The following is a 14,861-nucleotide window of genomic DNA, read 5'->3' as shown; positions in this document are numbered from 1 at the left end:
ATGCGTCTTTCGCGCTTCTTCATCATCCGTCCGATCTTTGCCGCGGTCATCGCGGTGATCATCACCCTCGTCGGCGCGATCGCCTATTGGTCGCTGCCCGTCTCGCAATATCCCGACATCGTCCCGCCGACGGTCACGGTCACCGCCAGCTATCCCGGCGCGTCGGCCGAGACCGTCGCCGAGACGGTGGCGACGCCGATCGAGCAGGAAATCAACGGCGTCGACAACATGCTCTATCAGTCGAGCCAGTCGACCGGCGACGGCGCGGTGACGATCACCGTGACCTTCAAGATCGGCACCGACCTCGACGCCGCACAGGTGCTGGTGCAGAACCGCGTCGCGATCGCGGTGCCGCGCTTGCCCGAAGCGGTGCAGCGGCTTGGCGTCGTGACACGCAAGACCTCGCCTGACTTTCTGATGGTCGTGAACCTCGTCTCGCCCGACAAGTCGCTCGATCGTTCCTATCTTTCCAACTATGCGCTGACCCAGCTCAAGGACCGGCTCAGCCGCATCGACGGCGTCGGCGATGTCCGCCTGTTCGGCGCGCGCGACTATGCGATGCGCGTGTGGATCGACCCGACCCGCGCCGCTTCGCTGAACCTGACGGCAGGCGAAATCGTCGCGGCGCTGCGCGCACAGAATGTGCAGGTCGCGGCGGGATCGCTCGGCCAGCCACCCTATGCGAACGGCAACGCCTATCAGCTCAATGTCGAAACGCAGGGCCGCCTCGCCGACCCGCAGCAGTTCGCCGACGTCGTGATCCGCACCGATGCCGACGGGCGGCAGGTGCGCGTCGCCGACGTCGCCCGCGTCGAACTCGGCGCGTCCGACTACAACAGCAACACCTATCTCTCGGGCGACCCGACGGTGATTCTCGCGGCGTTCCAGCGTCCGGGCTCGAACGCGCTCGAAGCCGCAAAGGCGATCGAGACCGAGATGGCGGCGGCATCGAAGAGCTTTCCCAAGGGCCTCGAATATCGCGTCATCTACAACCCCACCAAGTTCATCGAGCAGTCGATCGACGCGGTGAAGGACACGTTGCTGGAAGCGATGGTCCTCGTGGTGATCGTCATCCTGGTCTTCCTGCAGAAATGGCGCGCCGCGGTGATCCCGATCGTCGCGATTCCGATCTCGCTCGTCGGCACCTTCGCGGTGCTCGCGGGGCTCGGCTACAGCCTCAACAGCCTGTCGCTCTTCGGGCTCGTGCTCGCGATCGGCATCGTCGTCGACGATGCGATCGTCGTGGTCGAGAATGTCGAGCGAAACCTCGAACGCGGGCTGTCGGCGCTGAAAGCGGCGCAGACATCGATGGACGAAGTGTCGGGCGCGCTCGTCGCGATCGTCCTCGTGCTGTGCGCGGTGTTCGTCCCCACCCTGTTCCTGACCGGGTTGTCGGGCGCCTTCTATCGGCAGTTCGCGGTGACGATCTCGACCGCGACGATCATCTCGCTGATCGTCTCGCTCACCCTGTCGCCCGCGCTGGCCGCCATCCTGCTGAAGCCGCACGCCGAACCCGAAAAGCCCTCACGCCTCCGCGAACTCGCGGCCCGTGCCGGTGACGCCTTCAACGAAGCGTTCGAGAAGATGAGCACGGCTTATGCATCGCTCACGGCGCGGCTGGTCCGCCAGCCGAAGCGGATGATGATCGCCTATGGCGGGCTGATCGCCGCGACCATGGGCCTGTTCTGGGCAACCCCGACCGGCTTCATCCCGGCGCAGGATCAGGGCTATTTCCTCGCGGTCGTGCAATTGCCGCCGGGGGCCTCGGTCGAGCGCACCGACGCTGCGCTCCGCAAGGTTGCCGCGCGTATCCTGCCGAACAAGGGCATTCTCGGATCGGTGATGCTCGCGGGCTTCGACGGGCCGTCGCAGACGCTCGCCCCGAACGCCGCCGCGGCTTACTTTCCGCTCAAGAGCTTCGAGGAGCGCAAAAAGCTCGGCGTCAGCTTCGACGAGATCATGGACGAAGCGCGCGCCGACGTCGCCGACATCACCGAAGCGCGCGTGATCGTGATTCCGCCGCCGCTGATTCAGGGCATCGGCTCGGCCGGCGGATATCGGATGATGGTGCAGGATCGCGGCGGCCACGGATACCAGAAGCTGGCCGAGGAATCGGGCAAGCTGATCGGCAAAGCGAACGAAACGCCGGGTCTGGCGCAAGTCTTCACCTTCTTCGATACGGGAAGCCCGCGCGTCTATGCCGACATCGACCGGGCGAAGGCGAACCTCCTCGGCGTGCCGCCCGAGCGCGTATTCGAGACGCTGCAGGTCTATCTGGGATCGGCGTTCGTCAACGATTTCAACCTGCTCGGTCGCACCTACCGCGTTACCGCGCAGGCCGATGCGCCCTTCCGCCAGTCGGTCGCCGATATCGCCAACCTCCAGACGCGCTCGAACACGGGTGAGATGGTGCCGATCGGGTCGGTCGCGACCTTCAAGGACAAGACCGGTCCGTACCGCGTCGTCCGCTATAACCTCTATCCCGCGGTCGAGGTCGATGGCGACACCGCGCCGGGATATTCGTCGGGCGCGTCGCTGACGACGATGGAGAAGCTGGGCGCCGACACCCTGCCCGCAGGATATGGCACCGAATGGACCGGCATCGCCTTTCAGCAGAAGGCGGCAGGCAGCACGGCGGCGCTCGTCTTCGCGCTGGCGGTCGTGTTCGTCTTCCTCGTGCTCGCCGCGCAGTATGAGAGCCTGACGCTGCCGCTGTCGATCATCCTGATCGTGCCGATGTGCCTGTTCGCGGCGATGGTCGGCGTGAATCTGCGCGGAATGGACAATAATGTCCTGACGCAGATCGGGCTCGTCGTCCTCATCGCGCTCGCGGCGAAGAATGCGATCCTGATCGTCGAATTCGCCAGGCAGGCCGAAGAACAGGACGGGCTGTCGCCGGTCGAGGCCGCGGTGCGCGCCGCGCGCGATCGCCTGCGCCCGATCCTGATGACCAGCTTCGCCTTCATCCTCGGCGCGGTGCCGCTGCTGATCGCGAGCGGCGCCGGGGCGGAACTGCGGCAGGCCCTCGGCACCGCGGTCTTCTTCGGGATGATCGGGGTCACCGCCTTCGGCCTGCTCTTCACCCCCACCTTCTATGTCGTCTGCCGCGCGCTCGGCGACCGTATCGCGGCGCTGCGCCACCGCGGCGGTTCGCACGAACCCGCGCCGCAGCCGGCCGAATAAGGAGAAAGCCATGCGTAATCTTCTGATGACAACCCTATCCGCGCTCACGCTTGCCGCGTGCGCGGTCGGGCCGGACTACGCCCGCCCCGCTCCCCCTGCGGCGTCGTCCGGCCCCTTCCTCTCGACCAGGGCGGGGGTGACGAGCACCGCTCCCGCGGACGCCGAATGGTGGCGGCTCTACAAGGACCCCGTGCTCGACGGGCTCGTCGCCGACGCGCTCGCCGCGAACACCGACGTCCGCGTTGCCGTCGCCCGCATCGCCAAGGCCCGGGCAGCCTTACGCGAAGTGCGCGGCGACCGCCTGCCGTCGACCGACTTCAGCGCCGCGGCGACCTATGGCCGCGTCAGCGAAGGACAGGTGCCGCCGGGGGCCGACCGCACCGGCTGGCAGGTCGATGACGGCCTTACCGTCGGCTACGAGGTCGACCTGTTCGGCCGCGTCTCGCGAGGGGTCGAGGCCGCGCGCGGTGACCTCGGCGCCGCAGAGGCCGATGCCGATGCGGTGCGCGTCACCGTCGCTGCCGAAACCGCGCGCGCCTATGCCGACGCCGCCTCGGCCGCCGAGCGGCTGGGCGTCGCGACGCGCATCGTCGCCTTGCTCGACCAGTCGGTGGCGCTCACCGCGCGCCGCGCCGAGGTCGGGCTGACGACCAGGCTCGATACCGCGCGCATCGCGGCGCTGCGCGACCAGCGCAGCGCCGACATTCCCGCAATTGCCGCCGAACGCGACGCCGCGCTGTTCCGTCTCGCGACGCTGACCGGCCGCGCGCCCGCCGACCTGCCGCCGGTCGCCGCCGCACGCACGACGACGTTGCGGCTCGACCAGCCGATCCCGGTCGGCGACGGTGCCGCGCTGCTCGCGCGACGTCCCGACGTTGCTGCCGCCGAGCGCCGTCTTGCGGCGTCGACCGCGCGCATCGGCGTCGCGACGGCCGACCTCTATCCGAAGATCACGCTCGGCGGGTCGGTCGGCCAGACGAGCAGCGGCCTCGGCGATCTGTTCGGCGGCGGGCCGCTGCGCTGGCTGCTCGGCCCGCTGATCAACTGGAATTTCCTCAACCAGGAAGGCGCGCGGGCGCGGATCGCGGGGGCGGAGGCCGACACGCAGGCATCGCTCGCCCAGTTCGACGGCACGGTGCTGCGCGCGCTTGAGGAAGCCGAAACCGCACTCTCCGCCTATGCGCACCAGCTCGACCGGCGAACGGCGCTGCAGGCGGCGCGCGATCAGGCCGCGACGGCGGTGAAGATCACGCGCGCGCAGCAGCGCGAAGGCGCGATCGACGGACTCGCCGCGCTCGACGCCGAACGCAGCTTCGCCGAAACCGAAGCCTCGCTGGCGCTCGCCGACGCGCGCATCGCCGATGCGCAGGTCGACCTGTTCCGGGCGCTTGGCGGACGGTGGACGAAAAGCTGAGCCGGTTGCCGCTATCCGCGCTCGATCATCGCGAGCAGCGCGTCGCCCGCCTTGCCGCGATAGCGTTCCTTGTGGCGCAGACCATAGAAGGGGCGCGGTTCGAGGTCGAAAGCGGTGCGCTGGATTCGTCCGGCGCGCAGCAAGGGCTCGACGACCAGCGTCGAGATCAGCGTATGGCCCGCCCCCGCGCTGACCGCCGAGCGGACCGCCTCGTTCGACGGCAGGGTGAGGATCACGTCGAGGTCGGCGAGCGTCAGGCCGAGCGGGGCGAGCGCAGCCTCGAAGGTCGAACGCGTGCCCGACCCTTCCTCGCGCAGCACCCAGGGGACCGAAACCAGCCAATCCCTGTCGGCGCCGCCCGGCGCGGCTTCGGAGCCGACCAGCGCAAGATCGTCGTGGCCGACCGTCCAGCGCGCCAGCGCCGGATCGTCGATCAACCCCTCGACAAAGCCAAGCTCGGCGCTGCCCTCGCGCACCCGATCCGCCGCCTGCTCGCTGTTGCCGATCGACAGCGTGACGGCGATTCCGGGGTAGCGTCGGCGAAACCGCGCGAGGAACGGGGGCAGCCAATAGCCGGCGATCGTCTGGCTGGCGACGAGCGTCAGCGTGCCGCGCTCCAACCCGCCGAACTCGGCCAGCGTGCGCTCGGCGCTCGCGGCGCGGCCGAGCACAGCGCGCGCCTCGACCAGGAACAGCCGGCCCGCGTCGGTCAGTTCGATCCGCCGCCCGATGCGGTGGAACAGCGGGACATTGTGCCGCTCCTCCAGCGTCTTGATCGCCGCGCTGACCGCCGACTGGGTGATGTGGAGCGCCTCCGCCGCGCGCGTCATATGCTCGCGCTCCGCGACCCCGACGAAGATGCGGAGCTGCTCGAGCGTCATGGGATCGGTGCCATCGAGGCGCGCATGATCGTCTCCTTCGCGCGCAGGATGCGCCGCACCATTCAATCTGTCCAAGCGAATATATCGGTCATTCCAACAATTAAAATCGATTGATTGGCGTGAACGCGATCAACAAGCGCAGGCGATCGAAACGAGCAGCAACTTGCGTTGGAGGCGACCGGAAAAGCGGCCGATAGCGAAGGCATCGAGGGCGATCCACCGCCTGCCTTTCAGAAAGAAGCCGTCATGGCGACCGTTCCCCTTCCGACCACCGCAATTCGCAGACCCCGCACCGCCAGGATCGAACGGATCGTTCCCGGGCTGGCGCTCTGCCTGGGCGTCACCGGCGTCGCTTTCGCGCTGGCCGGCATCGAGCAGCGATTGTTCGGCGAGGTCTGGCTGGAAGCGCTGGTGCTCGCGATCCTGATCGGCACTGCGATCCGCTCCATCTGGACGCCGCCCGCTCGCTGGCTTCCGGGAATCGATTTCAGCGCCAAATTGCTGCTCGAAATCGCCGTGGTTCTGCTCGGCGCATCGGTCAGCGCCGCGACGATCCTCGCCGCGGGTCCGGCGCTGCTGATCGGCATCGCCGCCACCGTCTTCCTTGCGATCGGCGCGAGCTTCGCGATCGGGCGGCTGCTCGGCCTGCCCAGGCGGATGGCGACGCTGGTCGCGTGCGGCAATTCGATCTGCGGCAATTCGGCGATCGCAGCGGTCGCTCCGGTGATCGGCGCCGACAGCGACGACGTCGCGGCGGCGATCGCCTTCACGGCGGTGCTCGGCGTCGGGGTCGTACTGGGCCTGCCGCTGCTCGGGCTGGCGCTACGCCTTGGCGAACTCCAATATGGCGCGTTCGCCGGGCTCACCGTCTATGCAGTGCCCCAGGTCATCGCCGCCGCCACGCCGATGGGCGCGACGGCAATCCAGATGGGCACGCTGGTCAAGCTGGTCCGCGTGCTGATGCTCGGCCCGGTCTGCCTGATCCTTTCGATCCTCGCCCCGCATCTTTGCGAGGATGGCGCCGAGCCCGATCGGCTCGCAACTACCGAACGCCCGAAAGCCAACCGCCCGCCGATCCATCATCTGGTGCCGTGGTTCATCCTCGGATTTCTGGGCATGATCGCCGCGCGCTCGCTCGAGCTGATCCCGCAAGCGGCGCTGGCGCCGATCGCCGCCGCCGCGACGCTGCTGACCGTGGTGTCGATGGCGGCGCTTGGCCTCGGCGTCGATGTCCGCACCGTCGCCAAGGCGGGCGGGCGCGTGACGGCAGCGGTGGTGCTGTCGCTGCTGGTGCTCGGGGCGATCAGCTTTGCGCTGGTCACGATGCTCCATCTCGGCTGATCGGGCCAATAACCACGCGGTACGCGCCGATCCAGCATGACAACAGCGCAGTCGCCAAAGGCCGGGGCCTTTTTAGCTTTCGTCGATTTCTGATTAACTGGAGCGGGCGAAGGGATTCGAACCCTCGACCCCAACCTTGGCAACTTCGATAAGCGGCCTTTCCATGCTTTCCAAGGCTACGCCATACTACGATTTCTTCAACAGTTCTTGATACTTAACCTCTCCTATCGTATCCTGCTGCTGGACGCAATTGGGCGCCGCATGGAGACAATTTGGAGACAATACCCCTTCCGTCGGGCTTTGTCTCCAACTGGAGGATCACGATGCCAACCAGCAAGCTGACCAAGCGCGCGGTCGATGCGCTCGTGCCGCCGTCGAAAAAGCAGACCGTGCTTTGGGATACCGAGCTGAAAGGCTTCGGCGTGCGCGTGCTGCCGTCCGGCCTCAAGACGTTCATCGTCCAGTATCGCAACGCCGAGGGCATCAAGCGCCGCATCAATATCGCGCGCTATGGCGTGCTGACGGTCGATCAGGCACGCGACCAGGCCAAGCTCAAGCTGGCGGCCGTGATCGGCGGCGAAGACCCCGCCGATGAGGTTCGCCAGGCGCGCAAGGGAATGACGGTCGAGGAGATGTGCGACTGGTATCTGACCGAGGCTCGGGCGGGCAATATCCTCGGCCGCAAGAACCTGCCGATCAAGAAATCGTCGCTCGACATGGATGAGAGCCGCATCAAGACGCATATCAAGCCGCTCCTGGGCAAGCGGATCGTCAAGCATCTGACGATCGCTGATGTCGAGCAGATGCAGACCGATGTGAAGGACGGGAAGACGGCGAAGCCGCGCAGCGGCGGCCGGGGCGGCATGGCGACCGGCGGCGCCGGTGTGGCGGCGCGCTGCGTCGGCACGCTCCAGGCCATCATCGGGCATGCGAAGCATAAGGGCCTGCTGGACGCTCACCCGACGCAGGGAGCGAAGAAGCTGGCCGGTAAGAAGAAGACCCGGCGCCTGAACGTCGCCGAGATAGTGTTGATGGGCAAGGCGATGGCCTATGCGGAGCGCAATGGCGAGAACCCTGTCGCCCTCGGCGTGCTGCGCACGCTCTTGCTGACCGGATACCGCCGTGAGGAAGGCCAAGCGATGCACCGAGCCTGGGTCAATGGAGCCGGCGGCTATGTGGCATTCCCCGACACCAAGGGCGGCGCGCAGATTCGTGCGATCGGCCCTGCGGCCGTCAAGGCCGTCGAGAGCCAGCCGGTGATCGTGGGCAATCCGCACGCTTTCCCCTCGGAAGTCGGGCGGGGGCCATTCACCGCAGTCAGCGCCTGCCTCCAGCGCGTTGCCAAGCTGGCGGGGATAGAGGGCATTACGCCGCACACGCTGCGCCACACCTTCGGCAGCGTGGCGGGCGATCTCGGTTTCTCGGAGCTGACGATCCGCGCCATGCTTGGCCATGCCTCGCAGAACGTCACCCAAGACTACATCCACATCGACGAGGCGCTCAAGCTCGCCGTGCGGCGAACGTCCGACGAGATCGAACGGCTGCTTGCGGAGGGCGCGGCTAAATCGACACAACTCCAGCTTGCGGCATGAACTTCGGTGAGCCGCTCGACCCGGGCAAAGGGCATGTGTCGATGCCATCAAATGACAGCCGCTGCAATCCGACGAACATGGCCGTTAAACTTTTCAGCGTGTCGTATTCTCGACATAGTGGCAATATCAGCATAGACGACGCGACGTGACTGAGACCCGCAAATTCCTTGGCCGGCATCATTGGCTGTGCGCGTTGCTTCTGGGCGCCACGCTGATCGTAAAAGCCCTGGTGCCCGCGGGTTTCATGCCGGTCGCCTCGAATGGTGTGATCCTCGTCCAGCTCTGCTCGGGTCAAGGGCCGCAGACGATCGTCTTGGAGCTGCCGGGCAAGACCGGCGAACATGACCATGGGGAGCACAAAAAGGCGGAAGCGCCCTGCGCCTTCTCCGGACTGTCCTCGCCCACACTCGCGGCGACCGACGCGCTTCTGCTGGCGATCGCGATCGCTTTCATCATCGCGACGGGTTTCCGCCTTCCGCCGCGTATAGTCCTCTGGCGCGGTATCTATCTTCGCCCGCCCGCGATTGGGCCACCCTCCGCCTGATTCACTCAACATTTCCGCGTTGAACGGCGCCCAATCGGGCGTCCCATGTGAATCAGGATTCCGACATGACGAATTTGCATTTTGCCGCGCGGCGCGCGGCACCTGTGGCGCGTGCTTCTGCCGGCGCTACCGCTTTCAAGACCCGCCTGGCACGCGATATTGCTGCCCCCGCCTTCGTCGCAGCGCTGGCCTGCTGCCCGCTCTCGCCGGCCTTTGCACAGGATGGCATTGTGCTGCCGGAGGTCGATGTGGACTCGGCCAGCGAAGCGCCGTCGACGGGATCGGGCGAAAGGATCTCCTCATCTCGCCTCCGCAACCTTCAGGCCGGCTCGAGTGATACTGCCGCCATTCTTCAAAGCGTGCCAGGTGTCAGCGGCTTCGGCGCCGGGGGCTTTTCGACCCTGCCGGTGATCCGCGGCTTGGAGGCGCAGCGCCTGACCGTGCTCGTCGACGGCGTGGCGATCGCCTCGGCCTGCCCGAACGATATGAATCCGCCCCTGTCCTATACCGATCCGCAGACCGTGGGTGCGATCGACGTCATTACGGGCGTCTCGCCGGTCAGCTATGGCGGCGACAGCATCGGCGGGATCATCCGCGTCGAGAGCGCTCCGCCCCGCTTCGCGAAACAGGGCGATACGCTGCTGACAGGTGAAATCTCGGCCTTCTATCGCAGCAATGGCGATGGCTTCGGCGGTTCGCTTTCAATGACGGCCGCGAGCGACAAGATCAGCCTGACCTATAACGGCTCCTATACCCAGGCCGACAATTTCAAGGGCGGTGGATCGCTGGGCATCGTGCGATCGAGCGAATATGCAAAGACCGATCACAGCCTGAGCCTGGCCGCGCAGGTCGGCAGCGGCTTGGTCGAGCTGAAGGGCGGCTATCATTTCGCGCCCTACGAGGGGTTTCCCAACCAATATATGGACATGACGTCCAACAAGTCCTGGTTCCTGAACGGGCACTATGCAGGCGTCTTCGATTGGGGCAATCTCGATGTGCGGGCGAGTTGGCGCGACACCGACCATGCCATGAACTTTCTCGCCGATAAGGGTGGGACGGCTACTGGCGGAATGCCGATGAACACCGAAGTCCATAGCGCCGGATACGCGGTCCAGGCCGAAATCCTGCTGGGCGGTGCCGGAACGCTGCGTCTCGGCAATGAATTCCAACACCAGTGGCTCAACGATTTCTGGCCGCCCGTCGCGGGAAACATGATGATGGGGCCGAATGCTTTCATCAACGTCAACGGGGGGAAGCGCGATCGTCTCGGCACATTCCTCGAATGGGAAAAGAGCTGGGATCGCGGGTTCACGCTGGTCGCCGGCATCCGCAACGATCAGGTCTGGATGAATACGGGGACGGTCGCGCCCTACGGCACCGGAATGATGCAGATGGCCGACGTGATGGCGGCCGCCGCGTTCAATGCAGCCGACCGCAAGCGGCACGATAGCAATTGGAGCGGCACGTTGCTTGCTCGATATGCGCTGTCGCCTCATGCGGAAATCGAGTTCGGCTATGCCCGGAAGGTGCGTTCGCCGAATATCTACGAACGGTATAGCTGGGGCCGCGGCGGCATGGCGAGCCGGATGATCGGGTGGTTCGGGGACGGGAATGGCTATGTCGGCAACCTCGCGCTTCGCCCGGAAAAGGCGGATACGCTGAGCGCCGCTCTGTCGGTTCATGGCGGCGGCAAGGATGGCTGGTCGCTGAAGATCGCGCCTTATTTCACTCATGTTGACGACTATATCGACGCCGTGAAGCTGGCGGACTTTACCGACACGGCGGGCAGACCGACCGCTTTCGATCAATTGCAATTCGCCAACCAGAAGGCGGAGATTTATGGCATCGACCTGTCGGCCGCCGTCCCGCTCTGGTCGTCCTCATCGGCAGGGAGCGCACGACTGACCGCGCGCGCGAGTTGGTTGCATGGCGAGAACCTGGCGGACCATGGACCGCTCTATCACCAGATGCCGTTCAACGCGGCGCTGGGGCTGGAACATAGGATCGGCGGACTGGAAACCCGGATTGACCTGACCGTCGTCGGCGAGAAGGATCGTGTCGATCCGACCCGCAATGAGCCGCGAACGGGAAGCTATGCGCTGCTTGACGTCCAGTTGGCCTATCGCATCGACAATGTGCGATTGACGCTCGGCGCGGACAATCTGTTCGACGCGGCCTATTATGCTCCGCTCGGCGGGATGTCGCTCGGGGATCTGAAGGCGACCGGCGTTCTTCGCCCGGTCCCGGGCCGGGGGCGGTCGGTCAACGCAGGCGTCACGATCTCGTTCTGACGACAATGCGTTCGGAACGAAAATCCTTGATGCAGGGGCGGGGGACAGGCGATGGCCTGTCCCCCGCCTTGTCGCAGCGTTTGGGCGCGGGTCTGGCTGCTGCAACGTGCTGCCTGGCTTTGCTGGTAGCTCTGGACGCCAATCTTTCAGGCTTGGTGTCGTCGGTGTCGCGCCGGGAAGAGAGCAGCTTCACACTGTTCACGCCAACGCCGCCGCCTCCCACTGTGCCGCCTTCTCGGCCGCGTGAGATCAAGCGGCCGCCCGATCCGCAATCTGGAATGGCAATCGCTTCAGCGCAAACGAGGAAGCAGGCGGCCGCCCCAGCGCCTTCGCCGGTGGGTGCCCCGCTGTCATCGACGTCGCCACCGACGCCCTTGATGCCTTCAATCGACGGGCCTTCGCGGACCAATTTTGCCGTCGATCCTGCGCCGGCCCCTGACAGCAAAGCCGAAAGCGTGCTCGCGTCCTATCAGGGTCAGCTCTGGGCACGAATTTCAGCGCGCAAGCCCAGGGGGCTAAACCTGTCCGGCGTCGCCATGGTGCGCTTTGCCGTCGGTCGTGCCGGCGAACTGATTTCCGTCGAGCTTGCGGCATCCAGCGGAAACGCGGCGCTGGATCGTTTAGCGCTCCGGACGGTCCGCAATGCTGGTCCCTTTCCACCGCCTCCCGCGACGGTGGAAGGGGACCAGCTCGTCTTCACGATCCCCTTCAGCTTTCATTGAGGGCGCTGAGCGGGCGGCACGTCCTCGATCGTCAACATGGCGACACGCACCCTTTCCAGATAGGATACGCGGCTGTCGTCCCCGGCCTTGATGGCGGCCTGTGCTTCGTCGACAAGCACTTGTCCGGCTCGCGGCCCATGTTCTTCGAGAAGCGCCTGCGCGGTCATGATTTCATCGGTCAGGATTGCCTCATTGCCCGCGTCGCCCGCTTTCAGTCGCAGCGACAGTTTCTTTCTATCCATTATGTCGTCCTCCCCCAGATATGCCGATCACGCGCTGGCGCTTACCAGCCAGGCCTTGGCGCCCATGCGAACGCCGTCATCGTCGCGGTTGCGCTCGAACAGCGCGGCAAGATCCCGCTGAATGGCCTCACGCACCTCTGCGCCGCTCGGCCGAACGAGATCGCCGATGTGCATTCCGTCCAGCACGAAACGCGCGGCGCTCTCGGCATCGCTGCCGGGTCCGCCAATGCGCTGATCGCCGGTCCAGACATCGAACTTGATGTCGGAGAATCCCGCGCTTTGCAGAAGGTCGATCACATAGTCCTGTTCGGCCAGCGCGAATGGCCCCGGCGCACGCGGCTGAGGCGTCGGCAAGTCGATTTGCTCGCTGATGACTCCCATGATGCTGCGCTGCCAGGGATTCTCGGCGACCGGCGCCCAGACCGCAATGTCGAGCCGCCCGCCTTCGCGGAGCATCCGGCGCAGATTGGCGAAGGCAGGGTATGGCTGGGCGAAGAACATCGAGCCGAAGCGCGAGAACAGCCGATCGAACGGCGCTTCCTCCGGCATGGCTATCGCCGCATCGCCTTGCTCGAAGCGGATATTGGCGAGGCCTGCGCGCGTTGCCCGTTCGCTCGCGGCCGCCACGAGATCGGCCGATATGTCGAGGCCCAGCGCAAATCCGGTATTCCCGACGGCCGCGGCGATCTGCCGGGTCGTCCAGCCTCCGCCGCACCCAACGTCGACCACCGTTTCGCTGGCGGTATAGGCGGCCTGGGCGAGCAGCGCCTTGCCGATCGGCTCGATCATGCCCTCGAAACGGTCGAGCTGGGCGAGCCAGCGCGTGCCTGCCTGGCCTGCCCAATCATGCGCGGCAAGGCTGTCCAGATTCTCGCCAGCATCGTCCATCAAAGTCCTCCCATCATAGTTGCGAAAAATCAGTTCCAGATTGCGGCCGCGCTGCGCCACAGCATGTAGGCGGCGACCACGAAGATCAGCAGGGCGAAGATCGTATTGAGCGCGCCCTTGTGACCCGACAGCCGGTGCGAAAGTGCTGCGCCGGCGATACCGCCGACGATGCCGCCGCCGATGAACACCGCGGCAAGTCCCCAATCGACCAGCCCGGAAAAGGCATAGTTGAGCGCGGCCGTAAGACCGAAGGCCGTTACCGCGACCAACGACGATCCGACGGCATTGCGCATCGGCATCCCCGTCGAAGCCATCAGCCCCGGAACGATCAGGAAGCCCCCGCCGATGCCGAAGAAACCGGAGAACAGGCCGGTGGCGCTGCCATAGCCAATCACCTTGGGCGCGTTCTCACGGCGGCACTGGACATCGGGATTGCCGGGATCGCCGCGCTTCTTCAGCATGAGTGCGCCGACCAGGATCATCAACAGCGCGAACAGGAACAGCAGCTTCTGGCCGTCGAAGGCCTTGCCGAGCGTCGATCCGGCATAGGCCCCCGCGACGCCGGCGGCGGCGAACATGCCCGCGCAGCGCCACTTGATCGTGCGCTGACGGGCATGGGGAACGAGATTGGCGCCGGCATTGGCGGCAACCGCGAGCGCGCTGGTGCCGATCGCGACATGGGGCGAGGCGACGCCGACGAGATAGACCATGAGGGGGACGGCGAGGATCGACCCGCCGCCCCCCACGAGGCCGAGCGTGAAGCCGACGAGCGAACCCGATCCGGCTCCGAGCAGATATTGGACAGGTTCGAGCGTCATGGCCTTACAGCGTGTTGACCGGGAGCTTCAGATAGCTGGTGCCGTTGTCTTCCGGCTCCGGCATGTGACCGCCGCGCATGTTGACCTGAATGGACGGCAGGATCAGCCGGGGCATTCCGAGCGTCGCGTCCCGCGTCTCGCGCATGGCCACGAACTGGTCCTCGCTCACTCCATCGCGGACATGGACATTATGTTCGCGCTCCTCTCCCACCGACGTCTCCCAGGCATAGGTGTCGCGCCCAGGGGCCTTGTAGTCGTGGCAGAGATGCAAGCCCGTCTGATCGGGCAGCGAGAGCAGGCGCCGGATGGACCGGAAAAGCGTGCGGGCGTCTCCACCGGGGAAGTCCGCGCGGGCCGTGCCATAGTCGGGCATGAACAGCGTGTCGCCGATGAACGCCGCATCGCCGATCACATAGGTCATGTCGGCGGGGGTGTGGCCGGGAACATGCAACGCGATCGCCTCGATCGACCCGACCTTGAAGCGGTCGCCGTCATCGAACAGGCGGTCGAACTGCGAGCCGTCGCGGGCGAAACGCGTGCCCTCGTTGAAGATCTTGCCGAACACCTCCTGCACCGTGAGGATATGACGGCCGATCGCGAGCGTGCCTCCCAACTTCTCCTGAAGATAGGGCGCGGCTGAGAGATGGTCGGCATGAGCGTGCGTCTCGAGCAGCCATTCGACCTCAAGACCTTCGCTATGGATATAGTCGATCACCTTGTCAGCCGACGCGAAGGACGTGCGCCCCGAAGCCGGCTCGAAATCGAGCACGCTGTCGATGATCGCAGCCTTGGCGGTCGCGGGATCGGAGATGACGTGGGTCACGGTGAACGTGTCCTCGTCGAAGAAGCTGCGGATGACCGCGGGCCGCGCATTGCTCGCGGCCTCGACAATGCGGGCGGCTTCACGGATTTGCGGATCGGTCATGGCCTTGTCCTTTCATTCGA

Annotated in this window: 12 protein-coding genes; 7 read left to right on the top strand and 5 right to left on the bottom strand. The window is 65.9% G+C overall.

Annotated features, from left to right (window positions below):
* Nucleotides 1-3,183, top strand: a complete 3,183-nt coding sequence (locus ACVENA_RS22410; protein ID WP_449327094.1) for an efflux RND transporter permease subunit — start codon at nt 1-3, stop codon at nt 3,181-3,183.
* Between the two features lie 10 nt (nt 3,184-3,193).
* Nucleotides 3,194-4,597: an efflux transporter outer membrane subunit gene (locus ACVENA_RS22405; protein ID WP_449327093.1), complete on the top strand. Its 1,404-nt coding sequence runs from the start codon at nt 3,194-3,196 to the stop codon at nt 4,595-4,597.
* An 11-nt stretch (nt 4,598-4,608) separates the two neighbouring features.
* Here the strand turns inward: ACVENA_RS22405 and ACVENA_RS22400 are convergent, their stop codons facing one another.
* Entirely contained in the window at nt 4,609-5,478 is an 870-nt protein-coding gene (locus tag ACVENA_RS22400) for a LysR substrate-binding domain-containing protein (RefSeq protein WP_257551577.1), read from the bottom strand.
* A gap of 246 nt (nt 5,479-5,724) precedes the next feature.
* On the opposite strand from ACVENA_RS22400, the gene ACVENA_RS22395 reads away from it, so the two are divergent.
* The 5 genes from ACVENA_RS22395 (at nt 5,725) to ACVENA_RS22375 (ending at nt 11,968) form a co-directional block, all read left to right on the top strand.
* Nucleotides 5,725-6,819 (top strand): YeiH family protein, encoded by a 1,095-nt coding sequence (locus ACVENA_RS22395; protein WP_449327092.1) that lies wholly within the window; start codon nt 5,725-5,727, stop codon nt 6,817-6,819.
* Between the two features lie 323 nt (nt 6,820-7,142).
* Nucleotides 7,143-8,411, top strand: coding sequence for a tyrosine-type recombinase/integrase (locus ACVENA_RS22390; protein ID WP_012049936.1), 1,269 nt, complete (start codon nt 7,143-7,145; stop codon nt 8,409-8,411).
* A 145-nt stretch (nt 8,412-8,556) separates the two neighbouring features.
* Complete coding sequence (locus ACVENA_RS22385) at nt 8,557-8,955, top strand: hypothetical protein (RefSeq protein WP_226948734.1); 399 nt, start codon at nt 8,557-8,559, stop codon at nt 8,953-8,955.
* 65 nt (nt 8,956-9,020) lie between these two features.
* Nucleotides 9,021-11,246: a TonB-dependent receptor gene (locus ACVENA_RS22380; protein WP_012049934.1), complete on the top strand. Its 2,226-nt coding sequence runs from the start codon at nt 9,021-9,023 to the stop codon at nt 11,244-11,246.
* Between the two features lie 377 nt (nt 11,247-11,623).
* Entirely contained in the window at nt 11,624-11,968 is a 345-nt protein-coding gene (locus tag ACVENA_RS22375; RefSeq protein WP_161628993.1) for an energy transducer TonB family protein, read from the top strand.
* Here ACVENA_RS22375 and ACVENA_RS22370 read toward each other — a convergent pair.
* The 4 genes from ACVENA_RS22370 to ACVENA_RS22355 are packed head-to-tail and all read right to left on the bottom strand — an operon-like array spanning nt 11,962 to nt 14,841.
* Nucleotides 11,962-12,210: a hypothetical protein gene (locus ACVENA_RS22370; RefSeq protein WP_012049931.1), complete on the bottom strand. Its 249-nt coding sequence runs from the start codon at nt 12,208-12,210 to the stop codon at nt 11,962-11,964. The two genes, ACVENA_RS22375 and ACVENA_RS22370, sit on opposite strands and share 7 nt — an antisense overlap.
* Nucleotides 12,211-12,237: 27 nt before the next feature.
* Nucleotides 12,238-13,098, bottom strand: a complete 861-nt coding sequence (locus ACVENA_RS22365) for a class I SAM-dependent methyltransferase (RefSeq protein WP_012049930.1) — start codon at nt 13,096-13,098, stop codon at nt 12,238-12,240.
* Nucleotides 13,099-13,127: 29 nt separating this feature from the next.
* Nucleotides 13,128-13,916 (bottom strand): sulfite exporter TauE/SafE family protein, encoded by a 789-nt coding sequence (locus tag ACVENA_RS22360; protein ID WP_012049929.1) that lies wholly within the window; start codon nt 13,914-13,916, stop codon nt 13,128-13,130.
* A 4-nt stretch (nt 13,917-13,920) separates the two neighbouring features.
* A complete protein-coding gene (locus ACVENA_RS22355) occupies nt 13,921-14,841 on the bottom strand; it encodes an MBL fold metallo-hydrolase (protein WP_012049928.1) in 921 nt (306 codons plus the stop codon).
* Between the last annotated feature and the right edge of the window lie 20 nt (nt 14,842-14,861).

This window comes from Sphingopyxis sp. 550A (genome assembly GCF_053569535.1).
Note: the sequence above shows the minus strand (reverse complement) of the source record. Positions and strands in the feature narration are given on the sequence as shown.

Bases quoted from the DNA above. Each gene is read 5' to 3' on its own strand.
- ACVENA_RS22410 (WP_449327094.1), top strand. From the start codon at position 1: ATGCGTCTTTCGCGCTTCTTCATCATCCGTCCGATCTTTGCCGCGGTC.
- ACVENA_RS22405 (WP_449327093.1), top strand. From the start codon at position 3,194: ATGCGTAATCTTCTGATGACAACCCTATCCGCGCTCACGCTTGCCGCG.
- ACVENA_RS22400 (WP_257551577.1), bottom strand. From the start codon at position 5,478: ATGACGCTCGAGCAGCTCCGCATCTTCGTCGGGGTCGCGGAGCGCGAG.
- ACVENA_RS22395 (WP_449327092.1), top strand. From the start codon at position 5,725: ATGGCGACCGTTCCCCTTCCGACCACCGCAATTCGCAGACCCCGCACC.
- ACVENA_RS22390 (WP_012049936.1), top strand. From the start codon at position 7,143: ATGCCAACCAGCAAGCTGACCAAGCGCGCGGTCGATGCGCTCGTGCCG.
- ACVENA_RS22380 (WP_012049934.1), top strand. From the start codon at position 9,021: ATGACGAATTTGCATTTTGCCGCGCGGCGCGCGGCACCTGTGGCGCGT.
- ACVENA_RS22375 (WP_161628993.1), top strand. From the start codon at position 11,624: ATGCCTTCAATCGACGGGCCTTCGCGGACCAATTTTGCCGTCGATCCT.
- ACVENA_RS22370 (WP_012049931.1), bottom strand. From the start codon at position 12,210: ATGGATAGAAAGAAACTGTCGCTGCGACTGAAAGCGGGCGACGCGGGC.
- ACVENA_RS22365 (WP_012049930.1), bottom strand. From the start codon at position 13,098: ATGGACGATGCTGGCGAGAATCTGGACAGCCTTGCCGCGCATGATTGG.
- ACVENA_RS22360 (WP_012049929.1), bottom strand. From the start codon at position 13,916: ATGACGCTCGAACCTGTCCAATATCTGCTCGGAGCCGGATCGGGTTCG.
- ACVENA_RS22355 (WP_012049928.1), bottom strand. From the start codon at position 14,841: ATGACCGATCCGCAAATCCGTGAAGCCGCCCGCATTGTCGAGGCCGCG.